General features: G+C 52.0%; 20 protein-coding genes and 2 pseudogenes. 3 read left to right on the forward strand and 19 right to left on the reverse strand.

The features are described 5' to 3' along the window. Window positions 1-411: 411 nt before the first annotated feature. The 7 genes and pseudogenes from JOD24_RS14485 to JOD24_RS14515 all read right to left on the reverse strand — a co-directional run bounded on the left by JOD24_RS14485 (window position 412) and on the right by JOD24_RS14515 (window position 7769). On the reverse strand, window positions 412-720 hold the full coding sequence (locus JOD24_RS14485; protein WP_380167240.1) for a hypothetical protein: 309 nt from the start codon (window positions 718-720) through the stop codon (window positions 412-414). Between the two features lie 432 nt (window positions 721-1152). After that, window positions 1153-2116 (reverse strand): annotated as a pseudogene (locus tag JOD24_RS14490) (DMT family transporter). Between the two features lie 312 nt (window positions 2117-2428). After that, window positions 2429-3127, reverse strand: coding sequence for a hypothetical protein (locus JOD24_RS14495; protein WP_380167236.1), 699 nt, complete (start codon window positions 3125-3127; stop codon window positions 2429-2431). Between the two features lie 33 nt (window positions 3128-3160). Further along, window positions 3161-4171 (reverse strand): annotated as a pseudogene (locus tag JOD24_RS14500) (DEAD/DEAH box helicase family protein). A gap of 64 nt (window positions 4172-4235) precedes the next feature. After that, window positions 4236-4454 carry a hypothetical protein gene (locus JOD24_RS14505; protein ID WP_380167234.1) on the reverse strand — a complete coding sequence of 73 codons (219 nt, stop codon included), beginning with the start codon at window positions 4452-4454 and terminating at the stop codon, window positions 4236-4238. A gap of 280 nt (window positions 4455-4734) precedes the next feature. Next, window positions 4735-6885: a 3'-5' exonuclease gene (locus JOD24_RS14510; protein WP_380167232.1), complete on the reverse strand. Its 2151-nt coding sequence runs from the start codon at window positions 6883-6885 to the stop codon at window positions 4735-4737. Between the two features lie 575 nt (window positions 6886-7460). After that, entirely contained in the window at window positions 7461-7769 is a 309-nt protein-coding gene (locus JOD24_RS14515; protein WP_380167230.1) for a hypothetical protein, read from the reverse strand. Window positions 7770-8655: 886 nt separating this feature from the next. On the opposite strand from JOD24_RS14515, the gene JOD24_RS14520 reads away from it, so the two are divergent. Next, window positions 8656-9831, forward strand: a complete 1176-nt coding sequence (locus JOD24_RS14520; protein WP_380167228.1) for a S8 family peptidase — start codon at window positions 8656-8658, stop codon at window positions 9829-9831. A 25-nt stretch (window positions 9832-9856) separates the two neighbouring features. On the opposite strand, the gene JOD24_RS14525 is transcribed toward JOD24_RS14520, so the two are convergent. From JOD24_RS14525 to JOD24_RS14545, 5 genes are all read right to left on the reverse strand, one after another. Further along, complete coding sequence (locus tag JOD24_RS14525; RefSeq protein WP_380167226.1) at window positions 9857-10006, reverse strand: hypothetical protein; 150 nt, start codon at window positions 10004-10006, stop codon at window positions 9857-9859. Between the two features lie 239 nt (window positions 10007-10245). Further along, entirely contained in the window at window positions 10246-10887 is a 642-nt protein-coding gene (locus JOD24_RS14530; RefSeq protein WP_380167250.1) for a DUF3179 domain-containing (seleno)protein, read from the reverse strand. A gap of 3 nt (window positions 10888-10890) precedes the next feature. Beyond that, a complete protein-coding gene (locus JOD24_RS14535; RefSeq protein ID WP_380167224.1) occupies window positions 10891-11121 on the reverse strand; it encodes a hypothetical protein in 231 nt (76 codons plus the stop codon). A gap of 181 nt (window positions 11122-11302) precedes the next feature. Then, window positions 11303-11905, reverse strand: a complete 603-nt coding sequence (locus JOD24_RS14540; RefSeq protein WP_429247177.1) for a GNAT family N-acetyltransferase — start codon at window positions 11903-11905, stop codon at window positions 11303-11305. After that, window positions 11880-12746, reverse strand: coding sequence for an inositol monophosphatase family protein (locus JOD24_RS14545; protein ID WP_380167220.1), 867 nt, complete (start codon window positions 12744-12746; stop codon window positions 11880-11882). Before JOD24_RS14545 ends, JOD24_RS14540 begins: the two co-directional genes overlap by 26 nt. A 148-nt stretch (window positions 12747-12894) precedes the next feature. Here JOD24_RS14545 and JOD24_RS14550 point away from each other — a divergent pair, with 148 nt between their 5' ends. Further along, window positions 12895-13494: a nitroreductase family protein gene (locus JOD24_RS14550; RefSeq protein ID WP_380167218.1), complete on the forward strand. Its 600-nt coding sequence runs from the start codon at window positions 12895-12897 to the stop codon at window positions 13492-13494. Window positions 13495-13551: 57 nt separating this feature from the next. Here the strand turns inward: JOD24_RS14550 and JOD24_RS14555 are convergent, their stop codons facing one another. From JOD24_RS14555 to JOD24_RS14575, 5 genes are all read right to left on the reverse strand, one after another. Beyond that, on the reverse strand, window positions 13552-14022 hold the full coding sequence (locus JOD24_RS14555) for a TspO/MBR family protein (protein ID WP_380167216.1): 471 nt from the start codon (window positions 14020-14022) through the stop codon (window positions 13552-13554). Between the two features lie 169 nt (window positions 14023-14191). Continuing rightward, a complete protein-coding gene (locus JOD24_RS14560) occupies window positions 14192-14584 on the reverse strand; it encodes a VOC family protein (protein ID WP_429247178.1) in 393 nt (130 codons plus the stop codon). Beyond that, window positions 14581-15255 (reverse strand): HAD family hydrolase, encoded by a 675-nt coding sequence (locus JOD24_RS14565; RefSeq protein ID WP_429247179.1) that lies wholly within the window; start codon window positions 15253-15255, stop codon window positions 14581-14583. The genes JOD24_RS14560 and JOD24_RS14565 overlap by 4 nt, the downstream gene beginning before the upstream one ends. A 163-nt stretch (window positions 15256-15418) precedes the next feature. Then, the gene (gene erm, locus JOD24_RS14570; RefSeq protein WP_429247180.1) at window positions 15419-16252 is read right to left on the reverse strand and encodes a 23S ribosomal RNA methyltransferase Erm; all 834 of its coding nucleotides are present in this window, start codon (window positions 16250-16252) and stop codon (window positions 15419-15421) included. Window positions 16253-16657: 405 nt separating this feature from the next. Then, window positions 16658-17350: a DUF3891 family protein gene (locus JOD24_RS14575; RefSeq protein ID WP_380167208.1), complete on the reverse strand. Its 693-nt coding sequence runs from the start codon at window positions 17348-17350 to the stop codon at window positions 16658-16660. Window positions 17351-17576: 226 nt separating this feature from the next. Between JOD24_RS14575 and JOD24_RS14580 the strand changes: the two genes are divergently transcribed. Beyond that, window positions 17577-18017 (forward strand): hypothetical protein, encoded by a 441-nt coding sequence (locus JOD24_RS14580; RefSeq protein ID WP_380167206.1) that lies wholly within the window; start codon window positions 17577-17579, stop codon window positions 18015-18017. Between the two features lie 77 nt (window positions 18018-18094). On the opposite strand, the gene JOD24_RS14585 is transcribed toward JOD24_RS14580, so the two are convergent. Both JOD24_RS14585 and JOD24_RS14590 read right to left on the reverse strand, forming a co-directional pair. Continuing rightward, window positions 18095-18697, reverse strand: coding sequence for a pyridoxamine 5'-phosphate oxidase family protein (locus tag JOD24_RS14585; protein WP_429247181.1), 603 nt, complete (start codon window positions 18695-18697; stop codon window positions 18095-18097). Between the two features lie 345 nt (window positions 18698-19042). Then, a complete protein-coding gene (locus tag JOD24_RS14590) occupies window positions 19043-19735 on the reverse strand; it encodes a DUF421 domain-containing protein (RefSeq protein WP_429247182.1) in 693 nt (230 codons plus the stop codon). Window positions 19736-19779: the final 44 nt, after the last annotated feature.

Consider the following 19779-nt stretch of genomic DNA (forward strand, 5'->3'; position numbering starts at 1 on the left):
GGATTTTTCTACATAATATTGCAAATTGGTGCACAACGGGTGCCGATTTTCTCTTACGCCATGCCATAAAAGGTAGCCCGAAAATGGCCAGGGTCCGCCCACACTTTTCGAAATCCAGCTTCCCTTTTCAGCTCTCAACAGAGGTGAAACATCAGGGCTGTTGATTAACCAGGAAATGGGTGGTGGAAACGAAATTGACCTTTCGCTCTTCCTATTACCCCCATCGTAAAATATGGCTTGAGGGGACGGGGAGGGTGGGACGGCTACGATCTCTTGCAAAGAGCGCAAAGGCTCTCCACCGTCCTACCATCCCGACCTGATTTCCTGCCTAAAATATGGATAATCAACACGCCTGGTGAAACATATATAATACCCCCTCACCAAATAAAAACAGCCCCAAAAAGGGCCGTTTCAGCTGATCTGCACTGTTTTGCTATCATTTTTTACCGCATCGATCATGAGTAAAATCGCGGCGAGAATATGCAAGAACCAGCCCAGGATGGGAATCCAAGCGAGACAAGAGGTGATGATCCCCATAATGCTCCCGTACTTGTTCACTTGCGCCCGGATACTGATCACCAGGGTAATGATATGAAGCACCAACATGACAACCAATGGGGTATAGGAATTCGTCACGACGATCAGGCCACCCAGAACCGGGATCGCCAAGATTCCTTCCAACCCGCCACTGATCCACTTTAAGATCCGAGCCGTCGACAATGGGTCTCCTCCTCATCCTTAGCCATATTTGGCTTCTCTTTATAAATGAATTTATACTCATTCTCAGGTGTGTTGATTAGCCATATTTTGGGTGGGGAGATCGTGTTCTACCACGCTCGGTTGCCATCCGGCAAGGAAGTAAAAACTGGCCGCTCCAAATCTTCCGATCGGGCAGGAGCAAAGCCTTACGGAAGCAACACAGGGAAGAATGTTGCCCCTTAACGCCCTCTCTCCAGATTCTCCGCTGGGCAGGATGGCTACCTTCATCTAGAGCTTCAGCTCCTTTGGATTGTAGTGCCCATGGTACAAAGGTCGTCGCTTTGGTAGCACACGACTCCCTTCCTCCGCCCATTTTCTGGTTAATCAACAGCCCTGACTCAATCTATACTCTATCATGATTAGTACATAAAAACGAGCGGCCTGATTTTGTAATCAAACCGCCGCTTTTTGCACAGCTTTTCCCTTGTGGGAGAACCGGCTGTGACAGATGATTCCCACTACGATCAGTCCCATTCCCACCGAGGCTAGAGGGGAGGGAAGGGCAGAGGGGAAAAGGATCAGCTCACCGAGAGCGGCAAAGATCACTTCTCCGGACTGAGTCGCTTCCACTGCGGACAGTTTCCTCTGGTCCCCACGGACAAGATCTGTTGCCCGGAAGAACAGGACCGTGGCGATCACGCCGGAGCTGAGAGCCACGATGAACGTCTGCACAACCTGGCTTTCTTCAGGCGGTCCAGACAGGACCCAACTGAAACAGGAAAGGAGGATCCACAAAGGGAGGCTAGCCAAGGTCATACCTAATACACGTTGAAAGGTGTCCAGTCTTCCTTCACAGACTTCCATCATCTTGTGCGATTACCCAGAGGATAGGCAAACGCCGCCAACAGGACGGGAGTGCACCGAGGAGCACTTCAGTGATTTGAAAGTTCCGAGCGTGATCTGATTGCATCACGACAATCCCGAGCAGGTTGATCGATGAAAGGGCTAGCCCCCGGACGGGAATCCGTTCCCGAATCCTTCTATCCTCGCCCCCGATCCGAACCTTCCGATAAAAGAGAGGCGCCATCAAGGTACCGGCCACAATCGTCACCTGGAAAGCACCAGCAACCAACCATCCGGGTCCATAGGCAGCAGCAAAGCACAAAGGAGCATAAAACAGACCGAAACCGACCCCACTCCATCTCAGCCAAGCCACAGGATGCCACCTCATCTCCGCCCACAACCTGGCAAGCTTCCCCCGAATCCCGACGATCAGCATCAGAAAAGGAATCATGAATAAAAACCGTAGGGATGCACTCCACATCCAGTTTCCTCCGGAAATCTCCATGGACCGATTCAGGACAAACGTAACTGCAAAGAACAGTGAAGCCGCCACCCCATAGATCATCGCGCGCACCGGATACACCCCACTCACGATAGGCTAGAAAGCGCTCCCTGACTTAAAAAGATATACCACGTTGTTCTATCTATATGGACTGTTTTCCTTTCAATTTTGTATCCAGGATCCCAAACATGGATCCTGGATTCCCATTCCCTCTTTCAAAATAGGCATGTAACCGGTATTCACAGATGTCCGTGATGAATTTATGTAGTTCCTCCGAATGCATCGACGGATACCCTTCCACATAAAAAATATCTTCTTCCCTGACAAAGATTCCTTTAGAGGATTTTGCCCATTTGTCCATAGGCATGGTTTGGATCAGTTGGGTCACTGCTTTTTCTCTGTATCCCCCTTCAACGTTTGGGTGGTCAGGTCCTTCTGTTTGCGGTAGGGTGCATCGGATAGATATTGATAAAAATAGGGCGCTACTTCCCTGGCTGTGATCGGATCAGCCCACTGCTCTGGCCCTCGTTGCAACATACATCTCAGCAACACCATCTTGTAGCTACGAGACATGGACGTTCTTTCCACATCCCGGATCAAGTCTTTGTATGTCATTACGATACTTCTTTCCTGGTCAGAGAGCTCTTCTTCTACATCCAGCAAAAATTCCGGATAGGAGCCCCACTCCTGCTTATATCCCCGAACATTTTCCCATCCATGAAGATGAAGCTCCAGATACTCGGGTCTGTGGCCCAATTTTCGCTTCACACCATGATAATTGTTCATCAACCGGCGCTTGCGAAGTGGCATCTGTTCGTGATATCTGGCGATAAAATCGATCGCCTGAGTGTCCAACTCAAATTCACAGATGTCCGGTAAAGCGGTTGGAGTAAATTCGGTTTTTCCCTTCTTTTTGTTCAGCTCCCCGAATAGCTTCAATTTCACTTCTAAGTTTCGATAGTTTCCGATCAGGTCTATCACCTGACAGTAGGATTTCCCCTCCGCCAGACGCAAGCCACGACCCAGTTGTTGGATAAAGACAGAGACGGATTCTGTCGGGCGGACAAACAACAACGTATCCACCGGTGGAATATCCACGCCTTCATTGAAACAGATCTACAGTGAAAATGGCTTCAATCCTGCCTTCCCGCAATGCCTGGGTCGCCTCGGTGCGGTTCGATCCGGAGTGGCGGTCATCCCGAGCAGGAGGAATTGGGGGTGAAAGTGCTCGATCACACGTCGATAAGACTTGGCCGCCGCATGGTGAAATTCGTCCACAATGATCAGATCAAATTCATCCGGTCAAAATGAGCGAAGATGATGGAGCATGGACAATGTATGGATCGAAGCAAAGAGAACCTCCACATCCCGCTCCTTGCGGGAGCCATTGAAAAATCCCGTTCTCCAAGAGGCGCTCACTCCCAGGAAGGTGGCTTCCGCCTGCCGCAAAATCTCTTCCCGGTGAGCGAATTTCAATTGATTTGCGAAAAAAGCGCTCATATAAGTTTTGCCCAAGCCCGTGGCCATCACGACCATGGCCCGATCATAGCCTTCTTCCATCGTTGCAACCAAAGACTGCAACGCCTCCCGTTGAATTTCGTGAGGGGTGATTGTGGCTTCCACCGACGTCACATCGGATGTAGAAAACTCTAATTCCTCCTCTGGCATCTCTGAATAGGTCCGCTGATACGCCTTATATTCCTGACGATATTCCTTGATCATCTCCAGGTGGACTTCCACGGTTTTTTCATGGTGAAACACCTTCATATATTCTTCTAATGCCTGTTCAAACACCCATGGATCCACATCTTTATTTACAGACAGATTCCACTCCACACCGGATTTCGGAGCACTTTCGGAAAGGTTGGCAGAACCGATCATCATCAATCCTTCGTCTTCATCCCGAAACAGATATGCTTTAGGATGAAAACTCCGGCTACCTGTACGGTATAAACGAAGATCCACACCACCGACGGAGCTAAGCAATTCCAGTGCATCTGGGGAGGTGAAGTAAAGATAATCCCCTGTACAAATCTTGATATCAGCTCCCCTTTCCACCGCTTTCTCGAGTGGATCCGCCAGTAATGCCGCCCCGGACTTCTGGATAAAGGAAGTAAGAAAATAGATAGATGAGACTTATTCGATCGCTTGCAGGAAGTGTGGGTAGATGTTTTTCGTGGTGAGCCTCAAATTATCCATCGATCACTTCCTCCAGCAAAATCTTTCGTCTAAAGCCACCCCTCTCTGCCACTTTGGCGGCACGTATTCTCTCCAAATCCGCAGGCGTCGATCCATGAATACCAGCAAGCGTATAGATCAATTCCAACAGATCGGCCAGTTCTTCCAAAGCGGATGAATCATCCTGCGTGGCTTCGTACTCCGCCAATTCTTCATGAAGCTTTTTTCTCACTTCCTTTTGCTATTCGTCATCTTCCATCCCCCGCCAAATTGCCTTTTTCCCCGAAGCAGCTATGATAACGGGAATGCGGTCACGAACCAACTTTCCATAGGCCGGCATGATCTCTCCCCCAGTTCAGGTTGTATTTTATTTTAGTTGATAGAGAACTCTATTATAACGAAATAATTTCACTCCATCAGGACGATAGATCCATCGGGTATACCGATTTTTCATCATCCTCCCTACCCAAAAAGGGTGTCCATTTTTGGACACCCTTTGGGGATGGTGGGGTTTAGGAGAGGTGGCTGGAAATTTCTTTGACTGGCCACAGTGGGCTGGGGACGCCGTGGGAGGTGACGAAGAGTTGGTCTCGCGCACGAGTTCCGGCGACATAGAGGAGAGAGCGTTCCTGCTTTTCTACTTCGGTCCGCTCCTCGTTATCGAAACAACCCTCTAGGCGGGAGAGGGGTGGGACGATGCCCTGGTTGACTCCTATTAGGAACACAGCGCGGAACTCCAGCCCTTTACTCCGGTGCATCGTGCCACAGGAGACCCCGGCTTCTGGTTTTTGATAACGGGAGGTCATAATGACGACAGGAATACCCGCTTCCTCCAGAGACTGGCGGACTTCTTCCACCAGCTTGTTTTTGCGAGCGAGAACGGCGATATCATCGGTCGGAATTCCCTGTTTCTGCAGTTCCCGGATTTGATTCACCAGATACTCCGTTTCTTCTTCTTCTGTTTGGAAATGGTGCCGTTCCGGCAGATTCCCATGGAGCAGGGAAATCTCCTTCCCTTCATCTTTCCCGCCGTCCAGATCATCGTACTGAACACCTTGCAGAGTGCGTATCGTCTCGGAACGGATCTCTTCGGTGGTCCGATAGTTGATCCGCAACCGTTTGGATCGCTTTCCCCGGACGTCGATCCCACATTGGCTGAGCGTAACATAGCGGGAATAGATGCGTTGATGGGCGTCACCGCAGAGAAGAAGATCATTCTCTCTTTGCGGGACGAGGGCGCGAAGTAGCTTCAGCCCCTCAGGATGGAAATCCTGCACCTCATCTACTACTGCTGAACGATACGACTCTTTCCTAGGATGGGACTCCACCCATTTCCTGGCCATGCGGAGGACGTCGGTAAATTCATACCAACCCAACTTCCTCATCCGATTCCGATAATACTGGGTGGCACTCCACATTCGTTCCCGAGCCGCATAAGTGATGCGAACTCCCCGGCCGCTCCGGGGCAGATCTCGGTACTCCGGCCACGATTCCACGCCGTGATACTGAATCACTTGTTCATATTCCTCCAGGGCAAAGGGCAATTTGTCCTCAGTCCATCCCGCCTCATCCAGGGCCTCCCGCCAGATGCTCTCAAACTGGCTCCGGTCCATTACCACCGCTTCAATGTTGGCGACTTGCCAACGATCCACGATCTGCCTGGCGAGGCGGTCAATGGCGACCACCTCAATCCGTTCCAGCTCGCTCTCGGTGCACATCGTCCCCAATGTTTGTCTGATGGAATCCGCCAAATTGAGATTGAAAGTCGTAAACAGCACTTTCTCCCCCGGTTGAAGCACTTCCCGGGCCAACCGGCGAGCCCGGTGCATCGCAACGACGGTCTTTCCGGTTCCTGCTCCTCCCAGCAGACGAAGGGGTCCCCGGTAGTTCCCCTCGACGATTGATCGCTGGCTGGGATGGAGAAAAGTGCGCCACTTCTCCATGGGCTTGTCCAAAATTTCATTCAGCTGTTCATCTGAGGAGATCACCACAATACTGCGACTTGAGGCGGGGCTGTGAATGACCCGCTCCAAAGCTTCCGCCTCATTCTCCTCCGGTTCCGTCTGATTCTGTTCCACACGCCATTCCAGGACAAACTGGTACACCGCATCGAAGGGTTCTCCTTCGGCCAACAGTTTCAAAGCTTCCAGGGTCTCTTCCGGAATCTCTTCCTTCGGGTGGTTCAGCTCACCGGGTTCCCGGATTTCCCGGATGAAAGGGAGTAACTGCTTCGGCACCCCGACATCTAATAGCTGGCGGTCCGTATATATAGAGAAGAGACCGTATTGAGTAGATGGGGAATCCAAAGGAAAACCAGTCATCCCTCCTTCCTCCGCCATGGACCACATGCGTAGGGTGTTGTTTTGCAGATTGACAGTAAACCGTTTCTGCTTTGCCCAGCGATAAGCTTCATCATGATGATCTACCCAGAGAAGGAGTAGGGTTTTTCCTTTGTCCGGCCACAGCCCGATCGTACGGTAAGACTGACTGGCCCGGATTGAATAGACATGTGGATCCACAGCCTCATGGTATCGTTCCACATTGAGACTGGATGTTCGGGAGTTTGTCCGGAGCTTTCGGATCATCTCCGTGGTTTTTTTTCGCTCGGTTTGTGGCAAACGAGAGTATGCTTCCAGGAAGGTAACATGCATAGCCACTTCCACTTGCGACTACCTCCTCCAATATTTTTGCCTCAAATACAAAAGGATGAAGACAGGTATACTTTTCTCCATTCTATCTGAAACATAGGAAATATTCGATCCCATTTAAAACATCTAATATTCTGTGTGGACTTTCAGACGGACGGATCTAATGCCTCCTCAGCGAACATTGTGTGGAAAATCACAGAAAGGTAAGGATGGTGGGATTTGATTCGTCTTTGCGCTCTTTGCAAGAGATCGGAGCCGCTCCACCATCCTGCCTCCGCCTTGAAAAACAAGATCAAAGTTGCCTGAAGGGGCACTAGACAACAAAAAAACGGGGGCCTCTCCCCGTTCAGCTCACCATGATTTTGTGAATCAACTACCGTGTCCATCTTCCGTAACCTCGTCAGACCCATTCTCCTCTTCTTCAAAATGCACTTGATCCAGCCGATTGCTCTCCAAAATATGAATCAGGGCTTCAACTTCTCCAATCATGCCGATCCCTCCGATTTCCAGAACATACGTTCCCTAATTGATCATATCACGAACCCATGTTCCTGTAAATCCGCAAAAAACGGGCTGTGGACAGCCCGTTCTCAGCTTGCTTTTGCTTGGCCTGCATCGTTTTTGGATGCGTCCCAAATCAGGGCGATGGCGGTAACTGCATGCAAAATCCAGCCCAGGATGGGAATCCAACCGAGGCAGGAGGTGATGATTCCCAGAACACTACCATATTTTTTCACCCGGTTTCGGGAACTGATGACCATGGTGATGATGTGCAAGATCAACATCAACCCCAAGGGAGCATATCCATTCCCCAGGATGACTAGACCACCCAACATTGGGATGGCTAGGACGGCTTCCAAGATCCCAGTAATCCATTTAAATATCCGTGCAGCGGACACCGAGGCATCCCTCCCATTAATCAATGATTGGAGTCTCGATAAGGAGCATCGATTTTCCCTCTAATATGTTATGCTCATTTCTCCATCTTTGCACCCGCCCTTCACCCAAAAAGGGCGGCAGGCTCCCCCCTCTGGGGATTCCCACAGAATGGTACAAGAACGTCCCCCCCACAGAGACAAGTCATTCCCAAAAAAGCGCATCACTCCTCGATTCCGCAATGTGCTTATTGCAAGAGATCCTCCCCAGCCACGGATAAATCACACCTTTTCAGGCGTGTGGATTATCCCTATTTAGGTAGCAAATCAGGTCGGGATGGTGGGAAAAGCCTTTGCGCTCTTTGCAAGAGATCGTATCCGTCCACCATCCCCGTCCCCTCAAGCCATATTTTACGATGAGGGCAATGGGAAGAGGGAAAGGGTCGTTTCCTTCCCATCATCCGCTTTATGGTTATCAACAGCCTGACACCTTTTATATATAGGAAATGATTTTATTCTTTACGAGAATACGATTCGGCTCAAGCACTTTTTTTGTAAATAAAATTATAGTATCGAATCGGAATAAACCCGTTTTCAAGGGCAAAATAAAATTCCGCTATTATTAATCAATTAAATATATACAATAGTCAGTCGAATATGATATAGTACTAAACGAGGATCCTCTGACTCTTTTTTTTAGAAGGAGGGGAATTTGAAAGAGGGTGGATGAATCCATCTGAATCTTTTCTGAAAAATGGGAAGTCGGCCGATGATAGACAGGAGAGGGGGCTTGTCCATTCTAGGTGGATGGACAAGCATGAATCGCTTGGACCGGTTTGGGACATTTGGAGTTCAATCCTGATTTCAGAATGGTCAGAATCATAAACTTACAAACACTGGAGGGAGTTAAATGAAACGCTTTCTAGTTTCAGCGGCCATCCTGTCTCTTGCTGCGGGAATGTTCATCTCCCCTGGCATGGATGTGAACGCCGCCAGCAAAGAAAAAGCCGCCCCCTATGTGGATGGACAAGTCATCGTCAAGTTCAAGGATAAAGGTGTAACCACCGCCGCTGAAACCAAAGCCCACAAACAGCTGAACGCTAAGGTAATCCAACGGAACGACCACCAAAAGACCGGCTATGAGCTGGTTAAGGTGAAAGGTTCCGTGGAAAAAGCCGTCAAAGACTACGAAAAAAATCCCCAAGTGGAGTATGCGGAACCCAACTACATCGTGAAAACCCAATGGACTCCCAATGACCCCTCTTTTAGTTCCCGACAGTATGGACCGCAGATTATGAAGGCGGAATCTGCTTGGGACGTCACCCGCGGCTCCAGCAGTGTAAAGATTGCCATCGTGGACACCGGGGTTCAGGCCAACCACCCCGACCTCTCCGGCAAAGTGATCAACGGATATGACTTTGTGGATGGGGATCGGAATCCCAATGATGCCAACGGCCACGGCACCCACTGCGCTGGGATCGCCGCCGCCTCCACCAACAACGGGATCGGAATCGCCGGGACGGCTCCCAATGCCTCCATCTACGCCGTTCGCGTATTGGATGCCTCCGGAAGCGGATCCCTGAATGATGTAGCTGATGGTGTCGTCCACGCTGCCGACAATGGCGCTAAGGTAATCAGCCTTAGCTTGGGAAGCACCGGTGCCAGTAGTACTCTGGAAGATGCTGTAAATTACGCCTGGGACAAAGGATCCGTGGTGGTCGCTGCTGCCGGTAACGCCGGCAACACCGTCAAAAACTACCCTGCCGCCTATTCCAACGCCATCGCCGTGGCCTCCACGGATCGCAACGACCGCAAATCTTCCTTCTCTACCTATGGCTCCTGGGTGGATGTAGCCGCTCCCGGATCGGACATCTATTCCACCTATCCGACCAACACCTACTCCTCCCTAAGTGGAACCTCGATGGCCACACCTCATGTCGCTGGAGTGGCAGGTTTGCTGGCTTCCCAGGGGAAGAGCAACAGCAGCATCCGGTCAGCCATCCAGGATTCCGCTGACAAAATCAGCGGAACAGGCAACTACTGGATTCACGGGCGGGTCAACGCCAACAATGCGGTTCGCAACTGATCACTAAAGGAAAAAGGAGGATCCCTTACCTGGGATCCTCTTTTTCCTCTTTATTCTTTTCATCACAAAGAAAACAACGCAGCCGGCCATCCTGGAGAATCACTCCGTTTAAAAATCCATCCAGACAATCCACCGGTCGGCCGCAATCGGTACAATTGCCAACTCGCTCCTGCATCCCGACCCCTCCCATCCCTTTTGGTTTATCCGTTTCGCCAATCGCTCCCGGGATTCCTCCCGAAGCAAGCCTTCATTGAAATGGCATTATCCCGGGGGAGCCGTCGGTTTCCTGGGAATCGGTGGATTCGGGGATTCGCTCACCCATCTTTCTGAATCGGCGACAGGCCTCATCCGTCTGTGCCGACCTGTCCCCTTCCAAAGAGACCGACCGCTCCTCATGGAGGAGCGGTCGGTTCATTATGATGGTGCTCTGGATGATAGGTCTTCACCGTAAATTCCGCAGCCCGGATAGGTAAGTGCAAAACCGTACCACCGGGTGAATAAGTGCTGGGGAACATCCTGCGGAGCTTCCGTGTCTTCATAATCGACTTCCAGGAATCCGTCCTCATCGACTGAAATCAGCACTGGGCGACCTTCCAAGGTATCCCGAAGCTCGCCTCCCGCCTGTTCAATAACGTCGATCGGATAGAAACGTTTCACCTGGGGAGTCATGATCCCCACTCCGCTTGTCATATCCGGCAAGCGGCGATCCCGTTGGATCATCGTCCCCTTGAATCCCGGCGGGTAAATCCCGAACCGGCCGAAAAAGTTCATCAGGGGCTGGAGTACGAACCGGCGGAACGGGGGTTGCTTTGACAGAGCCAGTTGCAGATCGGGCCATCGATCCAAGGCTTGTCTTGCAGTCATCTGCCCCAGGAGGAGCATCTCCATCTTCTCCCCCTGCAACGGGCCATGGACACATTCCCCAGTGATATGATCCCAATAGGAGCCGGTCTCCCGATCCATCAAAACTGCCAGACCGTTGTAAACACCGACACAGAAAAAATGATGCTCCTTGCCATCCATGAGAGGAACCATACTGGTTCCGGTGTGACAGATCGCTCAATAGTTGACAATGTAGGGCTTACCGGCCAGCTTTCCCTGAGCCACATGATGGTAAGTCATCTGGTACATCCAGAAGGAGATGCGTTCACCGCCCCGATTCACCACCAGCACCGTGTCCTCTTTTTTGATCTGCCCCCGGCCGACAGCATTTTTCAACGGTTCGGTGCCCTCGACCGGAAACGGCTGAAATTGTTGTTTCATAAGACGGGAGATATCAAAATCCCGCATCTCAAACCCTCCTTTCTCCCCTTGATGCAATCCCAATGTAGCACAAGACAGGCTCCTTGTAGAGACCAAACAGCACGACTTTTGAAAATAATCTCGTTTTATAAACCGATACCTTTCTTTTTTGAATAAAATGAAGAGGCCCACCATTACAGGGGAAGTTCAGGGGATCCGCTCCACTGAATCAGGCGGGGGGAAATCCGCCCAGGTCAAAGGTTCCAATCGAATTATCAGTTCCTCTCCTCTTCTTCCACTCCGAAGCCAGAATCCCGTAGATCCATGTATCGTCATAGGTGCTGTCTGCTAGGCGCTCCTCTTCCCTGAGGGTCCCTTCCTCGCGCATGCCGAGGTGTTCCATCACCCGACGGCTGCGGTCATTGCTTGCCGCACAGCGGGCTTCGATCCGGTGAAGCCCTCTCTCTTCCACCAGATAACCCAGCAGAACTCCGGCAGAAGCGGTTATAATCCCTTTCCCCTCAAAGTCTTGTCCCAACCAGTACCCGATCTCGGCGTGGCGGTTGAGCCGATCGATAGTATGGGCCCCCGTCACCCCGGCGATCTGTCCATCCACCCAGATCCCGAAATGGGCCTCCCGCCCCTCGGCCATCCCGCGAAGGGCCTCACGGATAAACTTCTTTGTATCCTCCGGCTCCCGCGTAGAATCCATCCAGGGAAACCAGGGACGGAGATATTCCCGGCTAGCGTCGATCAGACGAAACAGCGCTTCACCATGGTGCAGCCCCAACCAGCGGAGACTCACCTCATCCCTCACCCTCTGTGCAAACATCTTCTGCATCCCCCTCTCTACCCTCACTGACTAGGGCGAGAAACTCTTCCATATGATCTGGATGACAGGCAATCAAATAGGGTTCCGGATTCATCACGGTGAAGGGGTTTCCCTGGTAATCGACCACGGCGGCTCCCGCTTCTTTGGCCATCAGGAGACCCGCGTAGAGATCCTCCCCTTCGGAGTTGTACAGGATGATCCCGTCCAAATCCTCCCGGGCCAACATGCACCACAGAAGAGAAGGAGCCCACAGCCGCAGGACCCGTTTAAATTTTCGATCCATCAGTTGTCTCAAGATCTCGGCGGCGGGATCATTCCCCACTTGGTATCCCTGGATCCAGCCCACCGTCATCTTGGAAGAGGGAAGTCCCCCCTTCACATGAAGAGAAATGCCCTCGCATTGGGCTCTTTTTCCTTTTTCTGCTATGTACAATCGGTCCAGCTGAGAATCATGGATAACACCCAGCACAGGTTGGCGTCGGTATAGCAATGTGATACTCACCCCGTAGACGGGGAGCCCCATGGCATAGTTATTGGTCCCGTCCAGTGGATCCACATACCAGAGCCAATCGCTTTCACCACCAGTGATTCCCTGCTCCTCGCTCCTCACTTGATGATCCGGAAAATGTTGCCGGATCCGGTCCACGATAAGATGATCTGCTTCCAGATCCACATCCGTCACCCAATCCCCTCGGTCCCCCTTTTCTCGTCGGATCCATCCGCCGAAAAACCGTTCCCTGGCGAGGCTTCCCGCCGCCGCTGCTGCCTCCGCCGCAACTCTGCGGGCCATCCGAAGTGTATCCTGCAACGTCTCTCCCTCCCGTTCAAGAATGGTCTTCATTTTATCTTACCCCCTGTGGACGGACAACGATAAGAACTGAAAGTGTTGGATCCAGTTCGTTTTTGGCAAAACGAATTAAGATGGAAAACCCTTTGATATATAATGATCACAGAAAACCATCTTTTTTTTGTAAAAGGAGGAGTCTCTGATGACATCCGTTTCAGAAGCGATGAAAAATCGACACAGTATCCGCCATTATGTTCAGGAGCCCATTCCGCGGGCTGACCTGGAAGAGATCCTCCGCCTGACGAGTCTGGCTCCCAGCGCCTGGAACGTTCAGCCCTGGCGCTTTACCGTGGTGACCGACCCAGTTAAGAAAGCGCAGCTCCAAGCAGCAGCCAACAACCAAAAACAGGTGGGCCATGCCCCGGCAGTAATTGTGGTGGCCAGTGATATGGAGGACGTGCTTGCCAACCCCCGGGAGTTTGCACATCCTGAAATGACTGAGGAGCAAAAGGATCATCTGGTTCAAACCATCCAAAGCACCTTCGGTCCACAAAGCGTGGAGCAACGGGGACAATGGGCCTTGGCGCAGACCTACATCAGTTTGGGCTTCCTACTGCTCGCCGCTCAGGAAAAAGGGATCGACAGCTCGCCTATGCTGGGCTTTGATCCCGAGAAAGTAAAGGCTCTCTTCCATCTTCCAGACCATGTTCAAATTGCAGCACTGGTGGCCTTGGGCAAAGGGGCGGAACCCGGACGTCCCCACCACCGACATTCTCTGGATCGGATCGCTACTTTTGTCTGATATGAGTAAAGAGGCGACGGAAAAAAAGTCCGTCGCCTCTTTTTACACTAAAGTGGATCAATTGCGCCACCAGATGCCCAGATTTAACAAGGCGACGAAGGTAATCCAGAACCAATAAGGGAGAAACAGGACAACAGCGACCCGGTCAACTTTCCAAGCGGCGATCACAAAGGCACCAATGAAAAACCAAAGCCCCAGGCTTTCCAACAACGCCCCCCCGATCCAATGGTGGGAGAAAAAAAGCCACACCCACAACAGGAGAAGAGCCAACTGGATCGTCCAAAACAGCAGAGCATACCTTCGTTCCGCTGTATCCCGTCGGAGAATGATCCGCCACCCGGAGACCGCCATCAGGAAGTGAAGGAGGATCCAGACTGGATTGAAGACCCCCTTCGGCGGGTGAAACCATGGTTTTTGCAACTGATCGTACCAAGTTCCCGGCCCCACATCCGTGATCCACGCTCCCAGCCCGGCCACCCCGAAACTGATCATGAAGAAAACGATTAGAGAAACCCCATTCCGCCGCAAGGAACTCTCCTCCTTTCTTCTCCAGATGGATGAAAAGACGATCGACCCATAAATGCTGCTCCCAAGTCCGATTTTAACAGCCCCGGTTCCGCCTATCCTATTCCCGGACACTTACATGCTTTCCCCTTCCCGCCCCTCAGACCATCCAGCCGATCCCATTTTCGCGAGACTACACCCAATTCTTCATCCGCCCCGCCAAGCTTCCCGTGTACAGCTCCAGCTGGGTTCCGTCCGGGTCGAGGAAGTTGAGCACCCGTCCCCCGCCCCGTTCCATCGGACCCCGGATGATCCTCACCTGGTGGTCCCTCAGTCGCTCCACCGCTTCATCGAAGTCCTCATCGACGATGGTGAAGGCGACATGATCCACCCCCGGCCCCGCCGAGGCGTCCATCCTTTCTCCTTCCCTCTCCATCAGACAGATCCAGGCGGTTCCCCCTTCCAGATAGACATCCCGACGTCCCTGATGAAGCAACTCCATCCCAAGAATCCCCTGGTAAAATTTCCGGGACCGTTGCAGGTCAGAGACGCGAATGGTCACATGATTAAATCCCGTGACTTTCATCGTTGCACTTCTCCAACCTGGCAAGTTTCCGCCCATTTCCCCAGCTGAAGTTCTTCCAGGGAGGAGAGTCGCAGATCCACCTTGCCAAAGGAAAGATCTCGAGTAACCCGGTTAGGGACGATGATACATCTCATGCCGGCCCGTTTGGCGGCCAAAGCGCCGTTGGGGGAATCCTCCAGCGCTACCGCTTCCGCCGGATCCACCCCGAGGCATTTGGCTGCCTGCAGATACAAAGCCGGGTCGGGCTTGGTCCGCTCCACATCCTCCCGGTTGCAGAGGCACGAAAAATAATGCCGCAGACCCAGTTTCTCCAAGTGTCCCTCTACCCATGACCGCTCGGAACTGGAAGCCAATCCGATTTTCCAGCCCAGATTTTTAGCCTGCTCCAACACCGTCCGCACCCCGGGCAGCGCTTTTTCCCGAGCAATGAGGGAGCGTTTTTTCTCCCAGCGTTCCCTCTCCAGAGTTTCCCTGTCCAGGGATTGGCCTGTAGTAGCTTCCAAATGGTCATAAATCTCATCATGATGATCCGAACTACCGATCACCCTGGACCACAAATCCATAGGCAATTGGGTACCATGTGCCTCAAACATCTCCACAAAGGTCCGGTAACCGGCTGTCTCCGTATCCAGAATCAAACCGTCAAAGTCAAAGATCACCGCTCGCAACATCTGGTTTCCCTCTCCCTTGTGCTATTTTGGACACCACGGACCCCGTTACTGGGGATCCCGTCCCCCGATTCCCCGAAGGACCGGACAGATTTGTTCGCACCCCTATTATATCAGACGAAAGAAAACCCCCGCCTATCAGGAGAGAGGAAAGGGAATGCCTCCCTCACCTGGGCCAACGATAGGGTGGAACCACCTGCATCATCGTTTGGAACACCCACGCCCACTGCTCTTCCCTCAAGTAACAGATTGGAGCCTCCCGCTCCATCTTCAATTGCCTCAGCAACTGTTTCAATTGAGGGGGGGTAAATATCCCCTTCAAAGCCAGAGAAACCGGCAGTTGTGGAGACTTCAGTCCCCATGTTGCCAACGCCATGAACCGAGAATGATGGCGTGGGGCAACTCGTGGTTGGTCCCGTCGCCACAGCGTCAGAATGGCAGAATCGACACGGGGCGGTGGCGAGAAATAGTGCGGTGGAATCGTCCTTCCCATTTTCACCTTAAACCAGATTCTCCATTTCAAGATCCGTGGGTTGGTGATCGGATAGGCGGTGAAGCGCTTGGCCGCTCCCTTCTCCATAACAAGAACCCCTCGTTGAATCGGAACCGTTGGTCGATCGAAAAGCTTTCCCAGGATCGGGGTAGTGATGGAGTAAGGGATATTGGCGACGACACTGAAGGGAACCCGCGGGAGATGGATCTGTAAAAAATCCTGTTGAATCACTTGGATGTTGGAAACCGATTGGATTTTTCGTTGCAACCGTTCTGCAAAGACAGGATCGTTCTCCACTGCCAAAACCTTCATCGATTTTTCCGCCAGAGGCAACGTCAAATTGCCAGTTCCCGCACCGATCTCCAGGACGAGATCCTGCCGGTTTACCTTGGATCTTTTGACCAACTCTTGAATCAAACCTTTGTTGTGCATCAAGTGCTGACCTGGAAAGTTGCTACCCTTTTTCTTTTTTTGCACCTGTTGCTGTCGTCCAGTCTGTTTCTGCATTTTATCCTCCGTTCTACTTAAAAAAACACAGGCAAGCTGCCTGTGTTTGGAGTAACGGAAGAAGAGTTTGCAAAAAAACCAACAGAACACCTGTTTTGCTCTTTCGCAAAACAAGCCGTTCCTCTTGGTAAAAAGAACTTCCCGATCCAGGTAAACACAAAAAAAGGGAGAGCAGATAGGCCCTCCCTTTTAACGATTCAAGTTATAAAGGTTTCCCTGAAAATGGGCAGACCGATCCCGTTTACTCTGCACACAGGCAGAGCCTTTGAGCTATTCAGTTAGCGCTCAAAGAAAAAACGGAGTCTGATAGATGCCATCACAGGGAAATCCCTCCTGTCGTAAATTTACAGCCGTTTCCAAAATAACATACTTACCAAGGGACGTCAACAGGGGAAACCAGCTCCCTCATCCCCGATGAATAATGTGAATCCGGTAGCTTCCCTGCTCCAGAGGCTGACGATCTCGGCTCACCACCTGGTATGGGATCGTCACTTCAAAGGAGCCCCTAAAGGGACTGGGATCGATCCGCAATCGATCCTTTGTTTCCCAGACCGATTGCAGAAGCTCATCTCCCCAGCGAAATCCGTTTCGGTACCAAGGATGATCCTTTTGGCCCGGCTCGTTCAGACACAGGAAAAGAGAGAAATCATCGCACAGTTTCAACAGCCGCAGACTTTCCTTCAGCTTAGCTTGCTCTTCGTTCCCCATGGCGGCAATCAGCCGCTGTTGCCTGGCCTGCTCCCATTCTACAAAACGAATCTCTTCCGGTTCCTTTGTATCGATGAAAAAGGAGACAAAGTGCATGCTACAGATACAGCCGGCAAAGGGATCCATCGCCTGTACCCGGTCGACCCCCGCAGTGTAAGAAGGGAGTTTACCCTCCAGAGGATAATCTTCAAAAGAATAGGGCTTTCCTGTCTCCGGATTCCATCGCACCTCTCCATCCAATGCTTGCCAGCCCACATCGTGATACCGGATCCCGATCCCTGTGGATCTGTCGATCGGTTCCCTCCAATGATCGGCAAAATCTCCTGCGATTTTCCCATGATCATGCTGGCGAATCAGAATGAAGTGATCTTCCCGTTCCCGAAAGATCATCCTCCTACACCCCTTCCCTCGCGAATCTGTGACAACTGAAGTCCACTACTTCCCCCCGCCGACAGCTCACTCCCAAGGCGGAACCATCCCGTTCCATCACTGAGGGGGAGACATGAGCCCTTTCTCTCAGTAAAAAACTTCACCGACTTCCAGTGGGACAAACAAGAACCGGTTGTTCTCACATACATTTCTACTGTACACCTTTTGTGCAAAGGAGGAGAAACGCATGGCGGACCAGGAGAGAAAAGAAAGAGAGCATCAGGCCCAGAACCCCGCCGGGGAAAAAGTGTCATTGGAAAACGGGTGGGATCCCTATGGCAGCGGGGCGCCCGATGCCTCAGTCAATCAGTATGGATATGACCCGGGATACTGGCAGCAACCGGGAGCCGTCCCCCAACCGGCACCCTACGGCGGCTGGCAAACTTCCGCCTACCCGTCTCCCTGCTCTGAAGCCCAGACCGCCTCATCCCCCGGATTTGCGTACGGCACCCCTCCCCAACAACACGCTCCAGCCCCTTACCCGTCATACCCCCATTACCCCTCTTACTATTTTCCCTACCATTATAATCCGTATCACCACTACCACCCATACCCTCATTACCCCCCGCACTATCCACACTACTATCCCTCCCCCTATCCGGGATCCCGCCGGTCTACCGAGGATTGATCATCGCAGATAGTGAAGGTTCCTCCGAAGCAATTTCGGAGGTTTTTTTAATAGGGATGTCAGGTAGTACTTTATCACTATCTTCCCACCTTCTCCTGAGAGACAAGGGGCAGTTTCATATGGTCGACCGCCATCTGGACCGGCGAAGGCAAATCGGCAGGATTTGGCCAGGTATCGGGCTGCCAGAGGTGAGAGCGTTTGAATGCTTTGGGACAGTGGATATAGCACTCCTCCACTTCCATCCCGATCCCCACCTTTGGAATTTTCCCCTTGACTTCCATCTCGTAGAGTAACTCCGAGTCCTGGAAGATGCAGGCGCGGCCGTTGATCCGTAGCGTCTCCTCCATCCCCGGGATTAAAAAGATCAGCCCCGCACGGGGATTAGACAATATATTGCGGAGGGAATCCAGCCGACGGTTGCCGGGGCGATCCGGCACCACTAGATGATGATCATCCACAATGTGCACAAAACCGGGGTCATCCCCCCGAGGAGAAACATCACAGGCACCTGTGTTATCAGCAGTAGCCAATAGCAGAAAGGGAGAACGACCGATAAACTCCCGGCAATGGGGATCCAGATGATCGATCACCTTTTTCACCACTGGCTCACCAGGAAACCCCATTAGATCACGAAGTTCCTGTTCCGTCGTGATCCGTTCCCGAAAGGGAGAAACAGACATGTGAGATCCTCCTTTGGAATCAAGCGTTCAGTTCTATAATGATGAAAAATACCTATCCCACCCTATGATTGTTCGTGACCTCGCGAGGCTTTTCCTCTTTCCCTTCCGGATCCCGAAACACGGGCAAAGCCATCCTGCACATAGAGACGATGGCGATCAGGATTCCCGCAATGGTCAGGACCGGGCGGATCTCCCACAGGCCAGCTAAAATCCTCCCCAGACGGGCCGAGCGGAGAAAAGTCAGGTGATGAGTGTACCATGATTTTGAAACCCAGGCACCTCTTTTTCGGAAAAAATTGAACCAGCCCGTTTTTTCAACAGCGAGCTGGTTTCGGGGTGAATCGGTTATGGGGTTGACCTGGTCGGATCCTGTCGTTTGTCGATGAAGAGGGTTCCGTCGCTTTGGATCTGGGCGTAGAACACCTGATCCAGGGAGGTGCCAGCCTGCTTCAGCTGCGTTTCCAGCCAAGCAGGAGACAGGTTGAGCTCCTGCAGATTTCGTTGGAGGATTTGCCCATCCAGCGCCAAGTCCGTGGGAATATACTTGGGTTGCATGAGAGCCACCCCCAGATCTTCCTTGGTTGCTCCATGCTTGCCCGGCTTTTTGATCACGGAGAGCTTTCCATTGGGCTCAAACACCGCCGCATCCACATCGGCAACGGAAAAGATGTCTTTCTCCCGCAACATCATGCCCAGGTCTTCCATTTTGAGGCGCAAAGATTTCAGATTTTCCTCCAAGATTTTCCCTTCTTTAATGATCAGGGTGGGACCTCCATCCAAGATCCCCCGGGCCTGACGGGAATTGAGGGTGAGCCAGGAGGCCAAAATCGTTAACAACACCCAGCTGACCAGTCCCGTCAGGCTGTGCCAAAAGGGAATATCTTGGTCGATCGTCATCGAAGCGGAAATCGTGCCGATGGTGATTCCGGTGACATAGTTGAAAAAGGTCAACTGACTCATCTGCTTTTTCCCCATCAGCCGGGTCAACAAAAGCAGCACCGGGAACGTGATCAGCGCCCGGAGCGCAATCTCCAGCATCCAACTCACACCTTTGGCAGGGAGGTTTGTATTATCATGGCGCC

It is taken from the genome of Kroppenstedtia sanguinis, from assembly GCF_050433445.1.
Classification (GTDB): Bacteria; Bacillota; Bacilli; order Thermoactinomycetales; family DSM-45169; genus Kroppenstedtia; species Kroppenstedtia sanguinis.

What these genes read in the sequence shown, in the direction of transcription:
- JOD24_RS14540 (WP_429247177.1), bottom strand. Translation starts at nt 11,905, where the DNA reads ATGTTTGCACAGAGGGTGAGGGATGAGGTGAGTCTCCGCTGGTTGGGG.
- JOD24_RS14520 (WP_380167228.1), top strand. Translation starts at nt 8,656, where the DNA reads ATGAAACGCTTTCTAGTTTCAGCGGCCATCCTGTCTCTTGCTGCGGGA.
- JOD24_RS14550 (WP_380167218.1), top strand. Translation starts at nt 12,895, where the DNA reads ATGACATCCGTTTCAGAAGCGATGAAAAATCGACACAGTATCCGCCAT.
- JOD24_RS14535 (WP_380167224.1), bottom strand. Translation starts at nt 11,121, where the DNA reads ATGCGGGATTTTGATATCTCCCGTCTTATGAAACAACAATTTCAGCCG.
- JOD24_RS14585 (WP_429247181.1), bottom strand. Translation starts at nt 18,697, where the DNA reads ATGTCTGTTTCTCCCTTTCGGGAACGGATCACGACGGAACAGGAACTT.
- JOD24_RS14580 (WP_380167206.1), top strand. Translation starts at nt 17,577, where the DNA reads ATGGCGGACCAGGAGAGAAAAGAAAGAGAGCATCAGGCCCAGAACCCC.
- JOD24_RS14560 (WP_429247178.1), bottom strand. Translation starts at nt 14,584, where the DNA reads ATGAAAGTCACGGGATTTAATCATGTGACCATTCGCGTCTCTGACCTG.
- JOD24_RS14575 (WP_380167208.1), bottom strand. Translation starts at nt 17,350, where the DNA reads ATGATCTTTCGGGAACGGGAAGATCACTTCATTCTGATTCGCCAGCAT.
- JOD24_RS14545 (WP_380167220.1), bottom strand. Translation starts at nt 12,746, where the DNA reads ATGAAGACCATTCTTGAACGGGAGGGAGAGACGTTGCAGGATACACTT.
- JOD24_RS14525 (WP_380167226.1), bottom strand. Translation starts at nt 10,006, where the DNA reads ATGCAGGAGCGAGTTGGCAATTGTACCGATTGCGGCCGACCGGTGGAT.
- erm (WP_429247180.1), bottom strand. Translation starts at nt 16,252, where the DNA reads ATGCAGAAACAGACTGGACGACAGCAACAGGTGCAAAAAAAGAAAAAG.
- JOD24_RS14565 (WP_429247179.1), bottom strand. Translation starts at nt 15,255, where the DNA reads ATGTTGCGAGCGGTGATCTTTGACTTTGACGGTTTGATTCTGGATACG.
- JOD24_RS14590 (WP_429247182.1), bottom strand. Translation starts at nt 19,735, where the DNA reads ATGCTGGAGATTGCGCTCCGGGCGCTGATCACGTTCCCGGTGCTGCTT.